The following is an 18,807-nucleotide window of genomic DNA, read 5'->3' on the forward strand; positions in this document are numbered from 1 at the left end:
CCAGCAATTCTTCCAGCGAGCGGACATGCTCGTTGATGTCCACCGGCCGTGTATCGAGCGGCTGCTGGCGGGCAAATGCCAGCAGACGATGGGTCAGCGAGGCCGCGCTCATGGCTGAGTTCAGCGCTGCTTCGGTATAGAACTGCACCTTGTCCAGACGCTCATCGGCCACGCGTTTCTGGATCAGTTCCAGACTGGTGATGATCCCGGTCAGCAGGTTGTTGAAGTCGTGGGCGATACCGCCGGTGAGCTTGCCCAGCGCATCCATTTTCTGCACTTGCAGCAATTGCGCTTCGGCGTGCACGCGCTCGGCGACTTCCTTGGCCAGCTGCGTGGTGGTGTCATCCAGCCGCGCCAGGTGCGAGCGCTCGCGGTGGCGGTGTTCGGTGACGTCCTCGACGAACACCAGACTCAGTTCCGGGGTGCGATACGGCGAAATCTGCCATTGCGTCTCGCGAATCTCGCCCTGCACACGCATGTTCAGCGTGCCTTTCCAGCGCTCGCCGTCGACCAGACGCAGACGCAGTTCATCGAGGATCGAGCATTGATCTTCGGCAAAGCATTCACGCAGCGCCTGCGCGTCGCGGTTATCGACGATCAGTTGGGCAAAGGCGTGGTTGCATTCATGCACTTTCAGATTGGCATCGAGCACGGCGATCGGTGCCGAGACGTTGGCAAAAATCTCGCGGAAACGCGCCTCGCTTTCGCGCAGGGCATTTTCCGTGTCGCGCACCCGCAGCAGGGTACGCAGGGTCGCCAAGAGCACATCGGGGTCGACCGGGTGAATCAGATAAGCATCGGCACCCGCGTTGAGACCAGTGATGATATCGCCGGTCTGGATCGACGCCGCTGACACATGAATCACTGGCAGCAGCGCGGTGCGCGGGTCGGCGCGCAGCAGGCGGACGATGTCGAAACCGCTCATGTCCGGCAGGTTGACGTCGAGGATCAACGCATCGAGGGCTTCGCCCTCGATCAGGGCCAGGCCGTCGCTGCCGGTGCCGGCTTCGAGCACCGTGTAGCCATGGCGCTCCAGGCGCCGGCGCAGGGCGTAACGGGTGGCGACGTTGTCATCGACGATCAACAGGCGGATGTCACGATTCATCGACGTTCTCCAGAGCGATCGCCAGCGGGATGATGACAAAGAACGTCGAGCCGACGCCCGGCGTACTGTCTACCCCGACTTCACCGCCGAGCAGGGCGGCGAAACGCTTGCACAGTGACAGACCCAGACCGGTGCCGCGCAGACGTTTCTGCAATGGCGAATCGACTTGGGAGAAGTCTTCGAACAGCGTGTCATGCAGTTCGGCCGCGATGCCGATGCCGGTGTCGCTGACGGCAAAGCGCACTTTGTCTTCACCTTCCATTCGCGCCGATACCCGCACTTCGCCACGGGTGGTGAATTTCAGTGAGTTGGAAATGAAGTTGCGCAGGATCTGCCCGAGCTTCTTGTCATCGGTATACAGGCGCGGCAGGCCCAGCGGCTCTTCGAAGATCAGATCCACCGCCGAGGCGTCGACGATTGGCCGGAACATCCCGCGCAGGGCGGAGAACAGGTCGAACATGTCGAACCAGGCCGGGGAAATGCTGATGCGCCCGGCTTCGATCTTCGCCAGATCGAGCAGGTCATCAACCATGTCGCTGAGCTCTCGGGCAGCGGTGCTGACGAAGGCTACCTGCTTGTGCTGTTCAGGGCTGAGCGGACCGTCGAGTTCGTCAGCGAGCAGACTGTTGATGCTCAGTATCGAGCCCAGCGGTGTGCGGAATTCATGGCTCATGTACGACAGGAAACGGCTCTTGAGATCCGATGCCTGACGCAGTTCTTCGGCCTGATTGTCGAGCTCGGCGTACAGCGCCAGAACACCCTGGTTGGTTTCATCGAGTTCTTCGCGCAGGGCAGTGGTTTCGCGCTGCAACTGAGCGATGAGCGCCGCCTGTTCGGCGTGGCTCAAGTGAGTCGATTCAGCCATGGGCGGCCTCCAGAGCCACGACCAGCACCGTCACGTCATCGCGACCACGGCAAAAGTCGCGGTGCAGGACGCTGGCTATCACGGCAGGATGGCGATGCACCAGGCCGGGGTAGTCTGCAAGATTCCAACGGGACTGTAGGCCGTCGCTGTACATGATCAATAAATGTCCGTTCACGTGAGCATAGTCAAAGGGTTTGGCTTTACGGTACTGGCCGCCAACGATACCGGGGTGTGAGGCCAGGCCGCGGGATTTGCCAGGCTCCAGCAGACTGGCGCCGATGTTACCGACACCGGCGAACGTCAGGCCGTCGCGCTGGCTGTCAAACTGCGCGAACGCCACGGCGCCACCGCGGGTGCCGAGCATTTCCTGATGCAGGTCTTCCATCAATACCACAGGATCGGCAAACGGTGCCCGGGCGAATGCCTGCGCCCCGGCCAGGCCTGCGCGCTCGGCGTCTTCGCCATGACCGAGGCCATCGACCACCAGCGCGCTGATCCGCGAGCCTTCATACGCCAGATGCCAGACATCGCCGCAGGCTGGATCGGCATGCAGCGAATGCTGGCTGACGCCGAAGCGGATATCGGCCTGACGATCGCTGCGCGGAAAAATTCGCGCCAGCAACACCGCGCCACGGTGGTCGGCGTAGACATCGAAGACATTGGTCTGCCGCGAAACGGCGCCGAGGCCGATGCCCTGCGTACCGCCAGTGGAAAAGCCATCCGCCAGACAGGCATCCAGATCAAAGCCCTGCGCCCGATCCACGGTCTGCATTTCGATGCCGAAACCGCTATCCGGCCGAACCAGTACACGCAGGTGAAATTCACCACGCTGGGCATGCTTGAGCACGTTGCTCGCCAGTTCGGTCGCGACCAGCGCCACGCGGCCGGCATCGTTTTCGTCGAAGCCATGCTGCTCGGCGAGTTTCTGCGCGGTGCGCCGCGCGTGGCCGATCTGGCTGCTGTCCTCGATCGGCAGAACCTGGGTCAACGACCCGGTGATATTCATGTCCATCGTGTGATCGTAATGCGCGTGCCTTTGCCGGGCTCAGTGTCGAGTTCGAATTCATTGACCAGGCGCTTGGCGCCAGTCAGGCCAAGGCCCAACCCGCTGCCGGAGGTCCAGCCGTCGGTCATCGCCAGTTTGATGTCGGGGATGCCAGGGCCTTCGTCGCGGAAGGTGATGCGCAAACCGACCCGGCCGTTTTCCTCGAGAATCTGCCAGTCCATGTCGCCGCCGCCGCCATAGACCATGGTGTTACGCGCCAGCTCACTGACAGCGGTCACCAGTTTGGTCAGGTCGATCAGGCGCATGCCACATTCGGTGGCGAGCTTGCGCGTGGTCTGGCGGGCCAGCACTACGTCCTGTTCAATGAGAATGGGTTGCGTACCGCTACTGCGCACGGTCATTGTGCAAGTACTCGTTCCCGCAGCAGTTTCATCCCGCGTTCGACGTTCAGGGCGGTGCTCACGTCTGGCAAAGTCATGCCCAGCTCAACGAGCGTGATCGCCACTGCCGGCTGCATGCCGACCAGCACGGTTTTGGCGTCCATGATTTTCGACAGCCCGGAAATGTCGCCGATCATGCGCCCGATGAACGAATCGACCATGTCCAGCGCCGTGATGTCGATCAGCACGCCCCGGGCGGATGTCCGGCTGATGCGCTCGGACAGATCGTCCTGCAGGGTCAGGGCGAGTTGGTCATGCATGTCGACCTGAATGGTCACCAGCAAGATATCGCCCATTTGAAGAATCGGAATACGTTCCATGGTCAAGCCGTCTTGACGAGGCTGACACCCAAGCGGGTCAGGGCCAGTTTCAATGCGTCGGCCAGATTGGCCTTGGTCACTACGCCTTGCAGATCCAGACCCAGGTGAACGATGGTTTGCGCAATCTGTGGACGCACGCCGCTGATGATGCAGTCAGCGCCCATCAGGCGGATCGCGGTCACGGTTTTCAGCAAGTGCTGGGCGACCAGAGTGTCGACGGTTGGCACGCCGGTGATGTCGATGATGGCGATTTCCGAACCGGTGTCGACGATGCGTTGCAGCAGCGATTCCATGACTACTTGGGTGCGCTGCGAATCGAGGGTGCCGATCATTGGCAGGGCGAGGACGCCATCCCACAGCTTGACCACCGGAGTCGACAGTTCCAGCAGCTCTTCCTGCTGACGCTTGATCACCGCTTCACGGGATTTCTGGAAGGTGCCGATGGTGTGCATACCGACGGTGTCGAGCAATTCGGAGACTTCCAGCAATTGCTCGGCAAGCAGTGCCGGCTGGTCCTGATAATGGTTTTGCAGCAGGGCGAACAACGGGCCTTTCAGGGCAAAGATGAAATTGGCGGTTTGCTGGGAATCCTGGCCGAGCAGGGCGCGGCTCTGCGACAGTTTTTCAAGGAACTGACGGGTATCCTCCCAACCCGCAGCGGCAATCTTGCTGCCGTTGCCGTTTTCCAGACCCGCCAGGAGCAGGCCCAGCAAGTCGCGGGTTTGCTGAGCGAGGTCGTGTTCCTTGAGGTTGCGTGTGGCGCCGCTGGCTTCGAGGCGTTTGGTCCACTCGCTCAACAGCTGAGTCTGGTTGTTCTTGATTGCTTCAACTGTGCTGTTCTGCAGTGCTGCCATGTGCGTGTCGCTCCGTTACGTATATGGGCCGGCTCGGCGAAATGACCGGCGCGATTTGACTGACATTTACCGCTTGAAATAGTTGTTCAGCTAGCGATGAATTTTTCTGCCTGCCGCGTCGAACGCCCCGGTAACTCTAGTCGGCGTGGCGGCAGGCAACGATCTTTTGAACGAATCTGCGGCGTCAGGCTTCGAATCTGCATGCCCGACGTTTTCCAGTCGTGCTGGAAGAAGGAGGCAGGACTATGAATGAGGTGGATATGAACGAGCAAGCGCCGCAACAGCAAAATCAGTCCTCAGAGTCAATTAACCGCAACGACCCGGCCATCGACCCGCAAACACCGGGGCAAAATACTCCCGCGCCGGCTGAAGAAGGGCAGGCGGACAGCGCGGCTGCCGAGGTCGATCAAAAGCAGCATCACAACGACAACAGCAACGATTTCAGCCCCGGCTTCAAGCCTGACCCGGACCGTCCTGAACCGGGCGAAAGCACTGACGCCGATATCGACACCGATGGCGGTTGATCGCTGAAACGCAAAAAGGCCGCATCGAAGGATGCGGCCTTTTTATTGCCGGCCGGTTACTTGCTCGGATGTTTGGCTTGCAGCTCTTTGGCGTGGGCCAGGTGTTTTTCCAGCGCTGGCAGCATCTTCTGCGCGAACGCTTTCAGCTCAGTAGCGCCCTTGGCCTTGTCATCGGTCACGGTGTTCGCCTGCTTCTTGAACAGCTCGATGGTCTCTTCGTGAGCCTTGACCTGGTTGTTGGCGTAGGCCGCATCGAAGGATTCATCGCGCATGTCGAGAATCTTTTCCTTGGCCTGCTTGACCAGGGTGGTGTCGTCAGGGACTTCGATGTCATTGGTGGTCGCGATCTTCTTCAGCTCTTCATTGGCCTTGGTGTGATCAGTGATCATTTGGTTAGCGAAGGCTTTGATGTCGGCTGACTGGCTTTTTTCCAGTGCCAGCTTGCTGGTTTCGATTTCGGCGATGCCACCAGCGGCGGCATTGTCGACAAAGTCGTTGTCGGTTGCGGCAAAGGCGCTGCCCATGCCGGCAGACAGTGCAACAGCCAGAGCGAGATGACGCAGGTTGAATCCGTCCATTGGGTATCTCCACGCAGGTTTTTGTGAGCGTTATCCAATGGAGCGAGCGCAGACGCCAAAGGTTTTATCGCATTTACGACAGGGCGACGAACGGCAACCGCTGGTCTGACAGGGAGTCGACAGAAGTCATCGGGCAAGGCCATGCTGATAATGAGTCAGCGCATCGGTCGCGCTGGTTGTCGATCAAATTGATGGAGGTGTTTCATGCCGGTTTCACATGATCTGTATCAGGACCTGGGCTGCAAGAAGGAAGAGATCGAGCAAAAACGCTCCGAGGATCCGAAGCTGGATTCGCTGCTCAACAAGTATTTCGACGTGGATAAAGCCGTGGTCGAAGCCGAGAACGCCAAGTCAGACGCCCCCACTGACGACGAATTGAAAAAGCTCAAAGAGAAGCGCGTGATCGTCAAGGAACAGATCGTTGCTCAACTCGCCGGGCAGCCGCTGACGGGACAGTAGTCCCCCGACCCGTGGTCATTTTCTGAAGGGAACGGCTACGGCCAATGGCACCTCCAATGTGCAGAGTCTGCAAACCATCGACTCGTTGCGAGGTGCCTTATGAACGACCCCAAATTCCCCAGTGAAGAGCAGGGTGGTTTCGACCCGATTCCTACCCGTCCTGAACCGAACAGCCCGGCGCATACCACAGCGCATCCGGAAAAAACCGTGAAGGAACTGCCGGAGGATGAAGATCCGGAGAAGTTCGACCGGTCCGGCAACTGACAGACCGCTATCGCTGGCAAGCCAGCTCCCACAGGTTCATCTGGTGAACACATATTTGGAGTTCACACGGACGCTGTGGGAGCTGGCTTGCCAGCGATATCGTCGGTCCATACGGTGAAAATTTTTCTGTTTTACTTAAGCGCCGCATCCAACCCCATTCGCCCCATATGCATGGCCTTCAACGAGCCGAAATACAACCACTGCCCATACTCGCGCACCGTGGTAATCGGCGAATAATTGCCTTCGCTCGCGTCCTGCAGATTGGCAATCACCTTGCCGTCCAGGTCCAGTCCCAGCACAAACCCGCGCTTTTCGACAGGCTTGGGCAAAACCGTCAACGCCCGCACGATCATCTTGCGCACGAACGGGTGTTCAGCGGTGCCATCGAGCAAGGCATTGCGCGGCGCATACAGCGCTACCCAAAAGCGATTGCTGCCATTGAACGAGAGGTTGTCCGGAAGCCCTGGCAAGTTGTCGATGAACACATCATGGGTACCGGCCTTCGGCCCGCTCAGCCAGTAGCGGCTGATGCGATAAGCGCCGGTTTCATTGACCAGCACATAGGCCTCGTCCGGACCAAGAGTGACGCCATTGGCAAACTGCAACTTGTCGAGCAAGACGCTGGTCTTGCCGGTTTGAAAGTCGTAGCGCAGCAGACGTCCGTCGGCGCCGTGCTCAATGATCGCCTCGCCGTCATGACCATAGCCCCAACGGCTCGAGGCATCGCTGAAGTAGGCGTAGTGGCCTGACTTGTCGACCGCTACATCATCGGTAAATCCAAATGGCACGCCGTTGGCCTCGGTGGTCAACGGAATCACGCGGCCCTGCGCATCCAGCGACAGCAAGCCTTTGACCGCATCGGCAACTACCAGTATGCCGTTCGGATGACGGGCCAGGCCCAGTGGACGGCCACCGGTGTCGGCCAGGACCTTGCGCTGCGTGCCGTCGAGGCTGCTACGGATGAGCCTGCCGTCATGCAATCCGGTGATGAGGAATTCGTCTTCCAGTAGCAACGCCTCAGGCCCTTCAATGTCGCTCGGCCCGACCTTCGCCACAGCTTTGAGGCGCTGGTTGTCCGCGTAGATGCCGTCTTCCAATGACGGCGCCGGTGGCGGCGTCCAGGCGACCGGTTCGACCTTGGTCGGCAGCAACAACAAGAAGGCGATGACGAGAACGATCAGCAGGCACAGCACATAACGTAATTTCACGCGCTGGCCCTCGCCGCGCCGATAAACTGCGCAGCCATGTCGCGCAGGGCGAGCATGGATGCGGCAGATTCGCGCTCGATGCGCCGCTTGAGCAGCAGGCGATTGGCAAGACGCATGAGCAAACCGTCAAAGCGATATTCCAGCGTGCGCACGAAACGCGTGCCGCCAGCCTCCGCTGAGCACTCGTAAGTCAACCGCAGGGACAAGCCCTGATCACTTTGCGCGCGTGCGCACCAGCGCCGGCCCGGCAGATATTCAGTAACCTCCCAACGCAAGTGACCGGCACGTCCGCCGGCATGGATGTCCTCTTCGAAACGTGCACCGGCATGCAGTGGACCTTGCGCACCGTCAATCTTCAATGAGGAGGGATGCCAGTCCGGCCAGTGACTGACGCTGGCGGCATAAGCCAGCACGGCGACCGGTTCGCCGGCGATATCGATCTGGTGCTGCATGCGCGTCGTGGGCATTTGCGAATCACTCAAAGGGGCGGGTTCCGGCTCGCGGTACAGCGTGCCGAACAGGTAGTCCATCAAGGGCAGAACGATGTTGAAATTGCGCTCCTGCATGCGCTCGCGGCGGTGATGCAGTTCGTGCAGACGGCGCATCTGGCGAATCCACGGCAAACGAGTCAACGGATTCTGCGGCGGCAGATGCTCACAGGCATGGAATACCTCATAGAGCAGATAACCGAACACCATGCACCCGGCAAACAGCCCGGCGACATTGGCGTTGACCTGCGCGAGCAGCCACCAGAGGGGCAGGGTGATCAATAGCGTATGAATGACGATCAGCCAGGCTGGAAACAGAATCACTCGCCAGTCCCGCGCGCTGTCGTAGGTCATATGGCCGGGGGTGAAAAAGCTGTGATGGTCGCCGGCATGTCGTGCGTAGAACATCTTTGCGAAAGCTTTTTTGCGATGGCCCAGATGACGATGGACCATGTACACGCCGAAGTTGAACAACAACAGGCTCAGCGGCACTGTCAGCCATTCCAGCCAGCTCACTGAATGCACCGTGCGCCAGAACGCAGCGACGGCGAAAATGCCGAACAGCAACACGAACGCGCCATGCAACCACGGGTTGTATAAAGGATGAATGGCCGCACGGTAGCGGCTGCGGAATGCCTCGGTGGTCTGCCTCAACGCTTTCACCTGCGGGTATTGTTGTTATACCCGGCAGATTAGCCGATCCGCTGACTTGTGCAGGGCGAACCTTGCGGCCTTAAGCGCCATGCTCTGGACTGAAGCCGCCCGTCAGCTCAACGGGTTCCAGCGCTGCGACCAGTCATCATCGGTGCGGATCACCTCGCGCAACAGATCGAAGGCCTGTTGCAGCACTGCCGAGTCGCGATCGCGGGAATACACCAGATAGGTCGGATAACCGAATTCCGGGGCTTTGGTGACGGCTTCCAGTGCGCCGGTCTCCAGATAAGTGCGCACGACCCGGGTACGGAAATAACCGCTGCCACCATGTTCGAGGATGTATTGCAGGGCCAGTGGGCCAAGGTTGAAGCTCAGCGCGGCTTTGGCTTTTTCCGGCAGGGCGGCGTCGTGCTGACGACGAAAGTCCGGTCCCCAATCGATGTAGACGTAAGGCTCCGGACGCTCGGGCGCGCGCACCAGAATCAGTTTTTCCTCCAGCACTTGCTCGACCTGCAATCCCGGCCAGTATTCCGGTTGATAAACCAGCGCCGCATCGAGCACACCGAGTTCGAGCTGACGCAAAAGATTTTCGCCGTCGCGAATTTCCATGCGCAGTGCGTGGCCGGGGATTTTCTCCCGAAGTTCCGCCGCCCAACTGAGCATCAGCGGGTTGCACAGGCTGACCTCACCGCCAATGTGCAGAACGTTGTGATAACCCTCGGGCAGCGGCAAGTCGCGGCGCGCGGCTTCCCAGGTCTGCACCAGTTGATTGGCGTAGACCACGAATGCTTCGCCATTGGCCGTCAACTTCGCCCCGGCGCGATTGCGCACGAACAGCGTGCTGCCCAACTGGCCCTCGAGTTTCTGCACCCGTGCGGTGATCGCCGTTTGCGTGACGAACAGCTTCTGCGCGGCGGCGGCAAGACTGCCGTGGCGGACGATTTCGAGGAAAGTGCGGGCGAGGTCGATGTCCATGGGGCAGGGCCGATATCTGAAGGTGGGGCGCATTGTAAGTCAAAAGTCCCTCTCCCCAACTTGAAAGCCACAACGGATTAAACCGCTGAAAATTCCGTTTAAGTCCTACGGAAACAGGAGCGTTTTGATCAGATGAGGGGATATTTCTGACGACTTTTTCAGGTTGGTCGTCGGACGCCGGATCTATAGGATCAGTCCTGACATTGAAGTCATCGAGCGCACAGATCGCTCTGGACCTGGACAAAGGATGGACTATGCGAATCCCACTGATTGAAAGCCATACGCCTGCTTACTCGCCTCGCCATTACTGGCGCGACGACCGCGCGAGATGCCCCTCGGAGGACGTTGCCATGCCGAGCGCCAAAGTGCCCCGGCTCACGGGCCTGAAGAAGCTTGAGGGCAAACCTCTGGAATTGCTGTTGCGAGGGCAGGACACCGGCGACGATCCGATGCTCATTCTGCGCTGCACAGCCGAAGGATTTGAGCTGCACGATGTGGTGAACATGATCGCAACCTCCGAACTGTACCAACAGGGAGAGATGGTCAAACGTATCACCGGCAAATCTGTGAGAACCGTGCGACGTCTGCTCAAGGAAGGCGCGTCGGTGCGCCTCGACACGCCGCAGAGCATCATCGCCTACCAATATGCGGCAGCGCTGGAGCTGGCCATCGAGGTGTTCGGGCGACAGGCCAAGGCCGAATCATGGCTGGAGCAACGCGCCACTTACTTCTACGGTTATGTGCCGCTCGATCTGGTTGGAAATGCGTTGGGCTTCAGGATGGTGGAGGAGTATCTGAACCAGATCAAATACGGGGTTTATCAATGAATCCCTTGCCCTGGGATGATCGCTGGTACGCGTGGCGGCTGGATCGCGAGGTGTACAGCGAGACCTGGGACAGCGGCCTGGGGTCGAAACGGGACGGCGGTCGCTGGAATACGCCCGGCCGCAGAGTCGTTTATGCGTCGGTCGACCCCTCCACGGCGATACTGGAGGTGGCCGCCCATGGCAGCTTCGATGCACTTGATCAGGAGCCCTACGTATTGACCTGTTTTGAAATCACCCACGACGCCAGCGTCAGAATCGTGCAACCGGAAGATGTGCCCAATCCGCATTGGCTCACCCCGATAAAAACCTCGCCCAACCAGCGAAAGTTTGCCGACGCACTGCTGGCTGAACATCCATTTGTTCTGGTGCCATCGGTGGCCACCCGACACTCGTGGAATTTGCTGGTGAGTTGCGATCTGGCGGAAGGTCAGTTCAGGATGGTTTCGCAAGAGCGGTTTGGGCTGGATACGCGGTTGTTGCAGGAGGGTTGATCGGATTTGTGTGGGCCTGCGAATCCGACACGACAATTTCCAGGTTCCGGGAGCGATCAAGGGCCGATGAGTCGCTGCCAGCTACATTCGCGGCGGCTCGCATTCTACGTCTGGATTGAAGCTTTCAACCAATATAAAGATCCGGTACATTTCGCGCCCACGCTTACTACAAGGAAGTTAAAGATGGCAAAGCCTGCCGCTCGACTCAGCGATCTTAATGCATGCCCGATCACAGGCCATGGCACCAATCCCAGTAACAGCGGTTCCGGTGATGTAAACATCAATGGAATGCCAGTTTTGCGTGTCGGAGACACCACAGCGTGCGGAGATACTGTCACCGAAGGCATCAGCAATATTTTGATCAATGGCAAGCCTATTGCTTTCTTGGGCAGTGCAACGGCCCACGGAGGCATGATAATCACGGGCTCTGGCGACGTTTTTGTCGGCACCCAGGTCGGTTCCGCACCTTTCTCCCCGATTATCACTGTTCCTAAACACAGCGAGCGCTTCCAACTGGTTGATGAGGCCACTGGCGAAGCTATTCCCGACATGCTCTATTGCATCGAAACGGGTGACGGGCAGCGTCTCGTCGGCCATACCGATAGTCATGGTAACGCCGCGCGAGTGTTTACGGCCAACCCGACTTCGATAGTTGTGCAGTGGGGTAAGGAAGCCGCCGCCCATCTCGATGCGCTCGGCCTAGATTACTAAGGGAGGTGGCAGGTGGCAGCCCCCAAAAAGAATCAAGCTCGAACAAGCGATCAACATACAACGACCCAAGTGAAAGGTACGCTGGCACAGGATTACGTAACGGTTGTGGGTGCGTCTTACATGTCCCTTTATGAAAAGGTTCGTGGCCAGAAGGGCAACAAGATGCGCTTTATCAATCAGGGTATCCGCCAACTCACAAAGTATCCAACCGGCACTCCAAACTTCACGATCCAGCGTGTATTTCTGATTTTCAAAAATGACTATCCGGAGAACTTGCTGACGGCTTTGAAGGACGTTGTCGAAAATCAGCACGGGGCCCAGTACCGAGAGATGGACTCGATATCCGGTCTTGTGGATTTCATCGCAGCTCGGCAACGCCGCGGGCGCGAGATCAAACAGCTCGACTTTTTTTCCCATGGTGTGGTGGGCAGTATCGAGTTGGGCTACGAGCTGGATAAAAACGATAGCTACCGTCTGCGTGATGCACAGGCGTATATGTTCAAACCCGAAGCGTTTGCCTATGGTGCGAAAATTCACTCCTACGCTTGTCGCACAGGTTTGGGTATCGATGCCGACTTCAAGGTCAATGAAACAGAAGATCCTCATTACGAGCGCAGCCTGGCGCAGATTCTTGCTAATGCTACCCGGACCACCGTGTGGGCATTTCCAAGACGCAGCAACTACGACACAACTTATGGTACTGCCGCGGAACGGGGATCTGTGCCGGGCATTCGTGAAAGAGAAGCAGCTGATGGGCGAGCGATGCGGAATTATTTGAGTCGAAAAACCGCTTATGAACGAAAGCTGATCGAACATCGCAAGACCCTCAAAGACCCAACGGCGCAATTACCTGATGAACAGGCGCCGCAGGCGCCGACGCCAACAGTCTCTGAAGAAGAGCGCAATTTGCTGGCGCACGATGACAGCCGAGCATTGTATGAACGAAAGATTGGATTTCCGCTGGATGCCTTAGGCGCACATCGTGACGTTCGATCAGGTGATACACCGGACGGCGTACCCAAACACCTGCTTGCCTATAAACCGCTATGACGCTCCTGAAGTTTATAGGCAAACGTCACGTCTTCTGTGTCTTGTTGATTGCTGCCAGCTTTGCAGGACTATTTATTTACGCCAAGGAAGCCCAGATGCCAGCCAAAGCAATGATGTATTACGGCCCGTGGAGTCCGGAAGAGAACCGTTTCGATGCCAGCCGGTGGTTCAGTTCAGGTATGTATCGCCCGCGTCTCATGGGTACTCCGCCTGAAGAGAGCCCAGTGACCATGCTGCGCAATAAGCCTGAAAGTTTGCGACATATTGAGAATGATGTTCTCTTGACCGAAGCGTTATTCGCTGTAGGGCGACAGTTTCCGAAGTTGGACACCGAAGACCTCATTCTGAATACGCCGGACCTGCACCGCCAGATACGGTATGCCTATAGTTCATTTGCCGAGCCTGACAGGCCGGTGGATTCCTATTGGCTTTTCATCACGTTTGCAAACAAGACCGTGGTCGTTACGATCGATTGGGACGTGACAGAAAAGAAACTCCTGCCCCGCTCGATGGCTTCGAATCTGATCGAAAAAAGTGATGAAGAGGCGGCATACCTCCAGGTAAAAAAAGAGCTTGATGGGACGGCTTCAGCCAAGCGTTAACTCACGTTGCCATGTCTTCAATGGTTGAAACGACAAATCCCGCCAATAAGCGGGATTTGTGTTTTACCAAGAAGCTTCTTACGAAGGGAACAGCTCGGACAGCTTCATCGACAGCATCATGTCGCCTTCAACGCGCAGCTTGCCGCTCATGAAGGCCTGCATGCCGTCGGTCTCGCCGCTGACGATACCTTTCAGGGTTTCGCTATCCAGCACCAGCGTGCAGTTGGCGTCCGGGTTTTCGCCTTCCTGAATGTTGCAGGTGCCGTCTTTGACGATCAGTGCGTAATGCTTGTCTTCGTCGGTGATGTTGAAACCGAAGACCAGATCCAGACCGGCAGCGGCGGCTGGGTTGAACTTGGCTTGCATTGCTTTTACGGCATCAGCTACGGAGGTCATGGTTCGATCCTTTCTTGGTCATGGGAGCTGGGTGGTTACAGCCAGGGTCACAGTAAGCCGGACTCAGCGAAAAGTGATGAGTTCCGGGGCCTTCAGCAGTTGCAGGTGTGCGTGACTGTTGAAGGAAGCCAGAGCCACCTCGCGACCACGAAACTTCAGTTGGTTGAGCGAGGTGTTGACGATTTGCCAGTTCAATTCAAAGGCCTGTCTGGCAGGCATTTGCGTAATCAGGTGGAGCAGGGCAGTGATGGTGCCGCCGGAGGTAAACACGGCGATTTTCTGGTTCTTTTCCGCCAGGTCGAGGATGCGGTGCAGCCCGGCCTGAACCCGTTCGACGAAACCCAGCCAGCTTTCCAGTCCGGGTGTGTCGTAGGTGCCGGCAAGCCAGCGCTCGACGATCAGGGCGAAGATGCGCTGGAATTCACCGCGGTTCTGCGCGGCGTTGCGCAGGATGTCGAGGGCTTCCGGCTCTTCCGGCAGCATGGCCGGGAGCAGGGCGCGGATCACCGCGTCGGCGTCAAATTCGTTGAAAGCGGAATCGGTTTCGAGGACTGGAACCGGCAGGCCTCTGGCGCTGAATTGCTCCAGTGCACTGCTGGCGGTGTGCTGTTGGCGGCGCAGATCACCGGCAAGGCAACGATCGAAGCTGATACCAAGGTCGGCGAGGTGCTGGCCGAGAATTTCTGCCTGACGCACACCGGTCGGCGACAGGACGTCGTAATCGTCTGCACCAAAGGAGGCCTGGCCATGTCGTATCAAGTAGATGCTGCCCACGTCCGCGTCGTCCCGGTACGTTGAAGGTCAGGCGAGGTTATGAGGATGGCGTAAGGCTGTCAATGAAAAAACATACGCTTGTTTGAAATGCCCGTTACAGGCGTGTTGCCAGAGGTTTCACGGCTGGCCGACGAGCCGACGCATGGGTATGCTGGAGCCATTCCGCGTGTAATACACCGTCACGCATTGCTTTGAGGAGTCTCTGTGGATTTTTTCACCGAATACGCCAGCTTTCTGGCCAAGACCGTCACACTGGTGATCGCGATTCTGGTGGTGCTCGCCAGTTTCGCCGCGTTGCGCAGCAAAGGCCGGCGCAAATCGGCAGGGCAGTTGCAGGTCAGCAAGCTCAACGATTTCTACAAGGGGCTGCGTGAACGCCTGGAGCAGACCTTGCTCGACAAGGATCAGCTCAAGGCATTGCGCAAGGGCGAAGCGAAAACGGAAAAAAGCGCGAAGAAACAGAAGAACAAGCCTGAGACCAAATCCCGGGTGTTCGTGCTCGACTTCGACGGCGATATCAAGGCTTCCGCCACTGAGAGCCTGCGCCACGAGATCACCGCACTGCTGACCCTGGCCACGCCGAAAGACGAAGTGGTTCTGCGTCTGGAAAGTGGAGGCGGCATGGTGCACAGCTACGGTCTGGCGTCTTCTCAACTTGCGCGAATCCGTGATGCGGGCGTGCCACTGACAGTTTGTATCGACAAGGTCGCGGCCAGCGGCGGTTACATGATGGCCTGCATCGGCGACAAGATCATCAGTGCACCGTTCGCCATCCTCGGTTCGATCGGCGTGGTCGCGCAATTGCCTAACGTCAATCGCCTGCTGAAAAAGCACGACATCGACTTTGAAGTGCTGACCGCAGGTGAATACAAACGCACACTGACCGTGTTTGGCGAAAACACCGAAAAGGGCCGCGAGAAGTTCCAGGAAGACCTCGACATCACCCATCGCTTGTTCAAAAACTTCGTGGCGCGGTACCGCCCGCAACTGGCGATCGATGAAGTGGCTACCGGTGAGGTGTGGCTCGGTATCGCTGCGCTGGAAAACCAATTGGTGGACGAGCTCAAGACCAGCGATGAATACCTGGCGCAGAAAGCCAAACAGGCTGAGATTTACCACCTGCACTACGCCGAGCGTAAAAGCCTGCAGGAACGCATCGGCATGGCCGCCAGCGGTTCGGTAGACCGCGTGCTGTTGAGCTGGTGGAGTCGTCTTACCCAGCAACGCTTCTGGTGAACACCAGGCATAAAAAAACGCCGGTCAATGACCGGCGTTTTTGTGTCCGCAATAAACCCGCTGGCTTAGCGCCGACGGAACAGCGGCAGCGGTTCGTCACTGGCGGCCTGGTAGGTCACCGAGAAGTCCTTGAGACCTTCCAGTGCTTCGTACGGGTCTTTATCCGCGCGAATGGCAAAGGCGTCGAAGCCACAGCGGTGCATGTAGAACAGCTGGTCCCGCAGCACGTCGCCAATCGCGCGCAGCTCGCCTTTGAAACCATAACGGTCACGCAGCAGACGGGCATTGGAATAACTGCGGCCATCGGTGAACGCCGGGAAATTCAGCGCGATTACCTGGAACTCACCGACGTCTTCACCGATTTCTTCGGCTTCCTCGTCAGCATCCAGCCACACGCCCAGACCGCCGTCGCGGGCTTTGAGCATGCGGCTGTGCTCGCGCCACAACTGCAGAGGAACGATCAGATCGTCGCAGTTGCTGATCTCATCGATGTTGAAATCCTTCGGCAACAGGTGCCAGGTTTCGTCGACGACTTCGTTGTTCTTAATGATTCGCTGCATAGACGCGTTCCTTGAAGAGGTCGATGCCAATACGCTGATAAGTGTCGATGAAGCGCTCGTCTTCGGTACGTTGTTCAACGTAAACGTCGATCAGCTTCGAGATCACGTCAGGCATGGCTTCCTGTGCGAAGGACGGGCCGAGGATCTTGCCCAGGCTCGCATCACGGCTGGCGCTGCCGCCGAGGGAAACCTGGTAGAACTCTTCGCCTTTCTTGTCCACGCCGAGGATGCCGATGTGGCCAACGTGGTGGTGACCACAGGCGTTCATGCAGCCGGAGATGTTCAGGTCCAGTTCGCCGATATCGAACAGGTAATCCAGGTCATCGAAACGGCGCTGGATCGATTCGGCAATCGGGATCGATTTGGCGTTGGCCAGCGAGCAGAAGTCACCACCGGGGCAGCAGATGATGTCAGTCAGCAGGCCGATGTTCGGCGTGGCGAAACCGCTTTCACGCAACTCACCCCACAGGGTGAACAACTGGCTCTGCTCGACATCGGCGAGAATGATGTTCTGCTCGTGGGAGGTGCGCAGTTGACCGAAGCTGTAGCGCTCGGCCAGATCGGCGACGGCGTCGAGCTGCTTGTCGGTAATGTCGCCCGGGGCAACGCCGGTCGGCTTCAACGACAGCGTCACAGCGACATAGCCCGGTTTTTTGTGCGCCAGGGTGTTGCGGCTGCGCCAGCGGGCGAAACCCGGATGCTCTTTGTCCAGATCGGCCAGTTGCGCGGTCTGGTTGTCGAGGGTCTTGTAGTCCGGATCGACGAAGTGCTTGGCGACGCGATGCAGTTCGGCCTCGGTCAGCGTGGTCTGGCCACCGCGCAGGTGCTCCATTTCCGCGTCGACTTTCTGCGCGAACACCTCAGGCGTGAGCGCCTTGACGAGGATCTTGATCCGCGCCTTGTATTTGTTGTCGCGACGGCCGTAGCGGTTGTACACCCGCAGGATGGCGTCGAGATAGCTCAGCAGGTCTTGCCACGGCAGGAATTCATTGATGAATGCGCCAACCACCGGCGTACGACCGAGGCCACCGCCGACCAACACTCGGAAGCCCAGCTCGCCAGCAGCGTTATAGACAGGTTCCAGACCGATATCGTGGACTTCAATGGCAGCGCGGTCACTGGTCGAACCGTTGACGGCGATCTTGAATTTGCGCGGCAGGTAGGCGAACTCCGGGTGGAACGTGGTCCACTGACGGACGATTTCGCACCATGGACGCGGGTCGATCACTTCATCGGCGGCGACGCCGGCAAACTGGTCGGTGGTGACGTTGCGCAGGCAGTTGCCGCTGGTCTGAATGGCGTGCATCTGCACGGTCGCGAGTTCAGCGAGGATGTCCGGGATGTCTTCAACCGCCGGCCAGTTGAACTGCACGTTCTGCCGCGTACTGATGTGGGCATAGCCCTTGTCGTAGTCGCGGGCGATCTTCGCCATCATGCGCACCTGACGCGAAGTCAGCTGGCCGTAAGGCACGGCCACGCGCAACATCGGCGCGAAACGCTGGATATACAGGCCATTTTGCAGGCGCAGGGGGCGGAATTCTTCTTCGCTCAGCTCACCTGCCAGATAGCGTCGGGTCTGATCACGGAACTGCTTGACGCGGTCCTCGATGATCCGCTGATCGTACTCGTCGTATACGTACATATAAGTCCTGTTCTCAGGCTTGGGCTTCTCGGAAAACGCTGCGTTTTCGCTTGCTGGAGTCCGATGTTGCCTCTGCAATTCTGCGCGCACGGCCGCGCACTCCGTCACGGAGCCGGGGCAATATACCCGTTTGCAGTTATGCGCAAAAGTGATGTTTGAGTATATGTAAAGAACCAAATCGCCTAACGCGAATGCCGGTCATCTAATCCACATTTGTCGTGCGGACAATCATCGTCTTAACTGTGATCGAGTCTTTGTGCAATCACCGATAAAACCGACAAGAGGCGATGCAATGAGCAACCCGACCAAAGCCAGAAAAAGCGACAGCAGTGTCGACGCGTGGGCCATTTTGTTTCTGATCATTCTCGTAGTAGGAACAGCGGTCTTCTGGGTCAGTCACCAGTAACATCCGCGCTCCGGGCCGTTCTCCCAAGGCCCGGATAACCTGTGGCAGATGCCTGTTCAGTGCCATCACACCCCGGCCAGATACAGCACCAGCTTGACGATGGCAAACAGCGTCAGGCCGAACACCGCCGTGAACAAAACTCCCAGAATCACAAAGTGACTGGGTTTGCCGTGGGTGAAATCCCTTTCCCGGTTCTTGCCGCTCTGCACCCCGAACGCCGCCGCCATGACGCTGTGCAGCATCTGCCAGAAACTCGGCGGTTTGTTGTCGACTGGATCGTCCATAAATCCCTCTGCGAAAAGTCATCCTCCTGAAGCATAGCCAATCCGCTGGGTCCGGGATGCCATCGAAGCAGCCCGGACAAGTTTGAGC

General features: G+C 58.3%; 23 protein-coding genes and 1 pseudogene. 9 read left to right on the forward strand and 15 right to left on the reverse strand.

Going from position 1 to position 18,807, the window contains the following annotated elements; genetic code table 11:
• Positions 1–73 precede the first annotated feature (73 nt).
• The 6 genes and pseudogenes from J2Y39_RS26620 to J2Y39_RS21765 form a co-directional block, all read right to left on the reverse strand.
• A pseudogene (locus J2Y39_RS26620) lies at positions 74–1,105 on the reverse strand (response regulator); the annotation flags it as partial.
• Complete coding sequence (locus tag J2Y39_RS21745; protein ID WP_041478682.1) at positions 1,095–1,970, reverse strand: sensor histidine kinase KdpD; 876 nt, start codon at positions 1,968–1,970, stop codon at positions 1,095–1,097. The pseudogene J2Y39_RS26620 and the gene J2Y39_RS21745, both read right to left, overlap by 11 nt.
• On the reverse strand, positions 1,963–2,976 hold the full coding sequence (locus tag J2Y39_RS21750) for an ATP-binding protein (RefSeq protein WP_310219651.1): 1,014 nt from the start codon (positions 2,974–2,976) through the stop codon (positions 1,963–1,965). The genes J2Y39_RS21745 and J2Y39_RS21750 overlap by 8 nt, the downstream gene beginning before the upstream one ends.
• Positions 2,973–3,377: an anti-sigma regulatory factor gene (locus tag J2Y39_RS21755; protein ID WP_016774465.1), complete on the reverse strand. Its 405-nt coding sequence runs from the start codon at positions 3,375–3,377 to the stop codon at positions 2,973–2,975. The genes J2Y39_RS21750 and J2Y39_RS21755 overlap by 4 nt, the downstream gene beginning before the upstream one ends.
• Positions 3,374–3,736 (reverse strand): STAS domain-containing protein, encoded by a 363-nt coding sequence (locus J2Y39_RS21760; protein ID WP_056785183.1) that lies wholly within the window; start codon positions 3,734–3,736, stop codon positions 3,374–3,376. Before J2Y39_RS21760 ends, J2Y39_RS21755 begins: the two co-directional genes overlap by 4 nt.
• Positions 3,737–3,738: 2 nt before the next feature.
• A complete protein-coding gene (locus J2Y39_RS21765; RefSeq protein ID WP_041478684.1) occupies positions 3,739–4,590 on the reverse strand; it encodes an STAS domain-containing protein in 852 nt (283 codons plus the stop codon).
• Between the two features lie 260 nt (positions 4,591–4,850).
• On the opposite strand from J2Y39_RS21765, the gene J2Y39_RS21770 reads away from it, so the two are divergent.
• Positions 4,851–5,114 (forward strand): hypothetical protein, encoded by a 264-nt coding sequence (locus J2Y39_RS21770; RefSeq protein WP_041478793.1) that lies wholly within the window; start codon positions 4,851–4,853, stop codon positions 5,112–5,114.
• A 56-nt stretch (positions 5,115–5,170) separates the two neighbouring features.
• Here J2Y39_RS21770 and J2Y39_RS21775 read toward each other — a convergent pair whose 3' ends face one another.
• Positions 5,171–5,692, reverse strand: a complete 522-nt coding sequence (locus tag J2Y39_RS21775) for a DUF4142 domain-containing protein (protein WP_095179724.1) — start codon at positions 5,690–5,692, stop codon at positions 5,171–5,173.
• A 204-nt stretch (positions 5,693–5,896) separates the two neighbouring features.
• Here J2Y39_RS21775 and J2Y39_RS21780 point away from each other — a divergent pair, with 204 nt between their 5' ends.
• A complete protein-coding gene (locus J2Y39_RS21780) occupies positions 5,897–6,151 on the forward strand; it encodes a hypothetical protein (protein ID WP_310219655.1) in 255 nt (84 codons plus the stop codon).
• Positions 6,152–6,250: 99 nt separating this feature from the next.
• Complete coding sequence (locus tag J2Y39_RS21785) at positions 6,251–6,415, forward strand: hypothetical protein (protein WP_016774471.1); 165 nt, start codon at positions 6,251–6,253, stop codon at positions 6,413–6,415.
• 131 nt (positions 6,416–6,546) lie between these two features.
• Here J2Y39_RS21785 and J2Y39_RS21790 read toward each other — a convergent pair whose 3' ends face one another.
• From J2Y39_RS21790 to J2Y39_RS21800, 3 genes are all read right to left on the reverse strand, one after another.
• Complete coding sequence (locus J2Y39_RS21790) at positions 6,547–7,623, reverse strand: SMP-30/gluconolactonase/LRE family protein (protein WP_310219658.1); 1,077 nt, start codon at positions 7,621–7,623, stop codon at positions 6,547–6,549.
• On the reverse strand, positions 7,620–8,765 hold the full coding sequence (locus tag J2Y39_RS21795) for an SRPBCC family protein (protein ID WP_310219660.1): 1,146 nt from the start codon (positions 8,763–8,765) through the stop codon (positions 7,620–7,622). The genes J2Y39_RS21790 and J2Y39_RS21795 overlap by 4 nt, the downstream gene beginning before the upstream one ends.
• Positions 8,766–8,876: 111 nt before the next feature.
• Positions 8,877–9,740 (reverse strand): LysR family transcriptional regulator, encoded by an 864-nt coding sequence (locus J2Y39_RS21800; RefSeq protein WP_056785192.1) that lies wholly within the window; start codon positions 9,738–9,740, stop codon positions 8,877–8,879.
• 350 nt (positions 9,741–10,090) lie between these two features.
• Here J2Y39_RS21800 and J2Y39_RS21805 point away from each other — a divergent pair, with 350 nt between their 5' ends.
• The 5 genes from J2Y39_RS21805 to J2Y39_RS21825 all read left to right on the forward strand — a co-directional run bounded on the left by J2Y39_RS21805 (position 10,091) and on the right by J2Y39_RS21825 (position 13,421).
• Entirely contained in the window at positions 10,091–10,567 is a 477-nt protein-coding gene (locus tag J2Y39_RS21805) for an MbcA/ParS/Xre antitoxin family protein (protein WP_150635535.1), read from the forward strand.
• Positions 10,564–11,058 (forward strand): RES family NAD+ phosphorylase, encoded by a 495-nt coding sequence (locus tag J2Y39_RS21810; RefSeq protein ID WP_016774476.1) that lies wholly within the window; start codon positions 10,564–10,566, stop codon positions 11,056–11,058. The genes J2Y39_RS21805 and J2Y39_RS21810 overlap by 4 nt, the downstream gene beginning before the upstream one ends.
• 183 nt (positions 11,059–11,241) lie before the next feature.
• The gene (locus J2Y39_RS21815) at positions 11,242–11,769 is read left to right on the forward strand and encodes a PAAR domain-containing protein (protein ID WP_041478692.1); all 528 of its coding nucleotides are present in this window, start codon (positions 11,242–11,244) and stop codon (positions 11,767–11,769) included.
• 12 nt (positions 11,770–11,781) lie between these two features.
• A complete protein-coding gene (locus J2Y39_RS21820) occupies positions 11,782–12,819 on the forward strand; it encodes a hypothetical protein (RefSeq protein ID WP_310219663.1) in 1,038 nt (345 codons plus the stop codon).
• Complete coding sequence (locus J2Y39_RS21825; protein WP_056785201.1) at positions 12,816–13,421, forward strand: hypothetical protein; 606 nt, start codon at positions 12,816–12,818, stop codon at positions 13,419–13,421. Before J2Y39_RS21820 ends, J2Y39_RS21825 begins: the two co-directional genes overlap by 4 nt.
• Before the next feature lie 78 nt (positions 13,422–13,499).
• On the opposite strand, the gene J2Y39_RS21830 is transcribed toward J2Y39_RS21825, so the two are convergent.
• A complete protein-coding gene (locus tag J2Y39_RS21830) occupies positions 13,500–13,817 on the reverse strand; it encodes an SCP2 sterol-binding domain-containing protein (RefSeq protein WP_150635532.1) in 318 nt (105 codons plus the stop codon).
• A 63-nt stretch (positions 13,818–13,880) separates the two neighbouring features.
• Positions 13,881–14,591, reverse strand: a complete 711-nt coding sequence (locus tag J2Y39_RS21835; protein WP_041478696.1) for a histidine phosphatase family protein — start codon at positions 14,589–14,591, stop codon at positions 13,881–13,883.
• Positions 14,592–14,795: 204 nt separating this feature from the next.
• Here J2Y39_RS21835 and sohB point away from each other — a divergent pair, with 204 nt between their 5' ends.
• The gene (gene sohB / locus J2Y39_RS21840; protein ID WP_310219665.1) at positions 14,796–15,827 is read left to right on the forward strand and encodes a protease SohB; all 1,032 of its coding nucleotides are present in this window, start codon (positions 14,796–14,798) and stop codon (positions 15,825–15,827) included.
• A 65-nt stretch (positions 15,828–15,892) separates the two neighbouring features.
• Here the strand turns inward: sohB and J2Y39_RS21845 are convergent, their stop codons facing one another.
• The 3 genes from J2Y39_RS21845 to J2Y39_RS21855 all read right to left on the reverse strand — a co-directional run bounded on the left by J2Y39_RS21845 (position 15,893) and on the right by J2Y39_RS21855 (position 18,719).
• Positions 15,893–16,387 (reverse strand): DUF934 domain-containing protein, encoded by a 495-nt coding sequence (locus J2Y39_RS21845; protein ID WP_041478697.1) that lies wholly within the window; start codon positions 16,385–16,387, stop codon positions 15,893–15,895.
• Complete coding sequence (locus J2Y39_RS21850; protein WP_056785207.1) at positions 16,371–18,029, reverse strand: nitrite/sulfite reductase; 1,659 nt, start codon at positions 18,027–18,029, stop codon at positions 16,371–16,373. The genes J2Y39_RS21845 and J2Y39_RS21850 overlap by 17 nt, the downstream gene beginning before the upstream one ends.
• A 471-nt stretch (positions 18,030–18,500) precedes the next feature.
• Positions 18,501–18,719, reverse strand: a complete 219-nt coding sequence (locus tag J2Y39_RS21855) for a DUF2970 domain-containing protein (protein ID WP_016774481.1) — start codon at positions 18,717–18,719, stop codon at positions 18,501–18,503.
• Positions 18,720–18,807 lie beyond the last annotated feature (88 nt).

Origin of the sequence: Pseudomonas sp. 2957, from assembly GCF_031456345.1 — a bacterium.
Classification (GTDB): Bacteria; Pseudomonadota; Gammaproteobacteria; order Pseudomonadales; family Pseudomonadaceae; genus Aquipseudomonas; species Aquipseudomonas siliginis.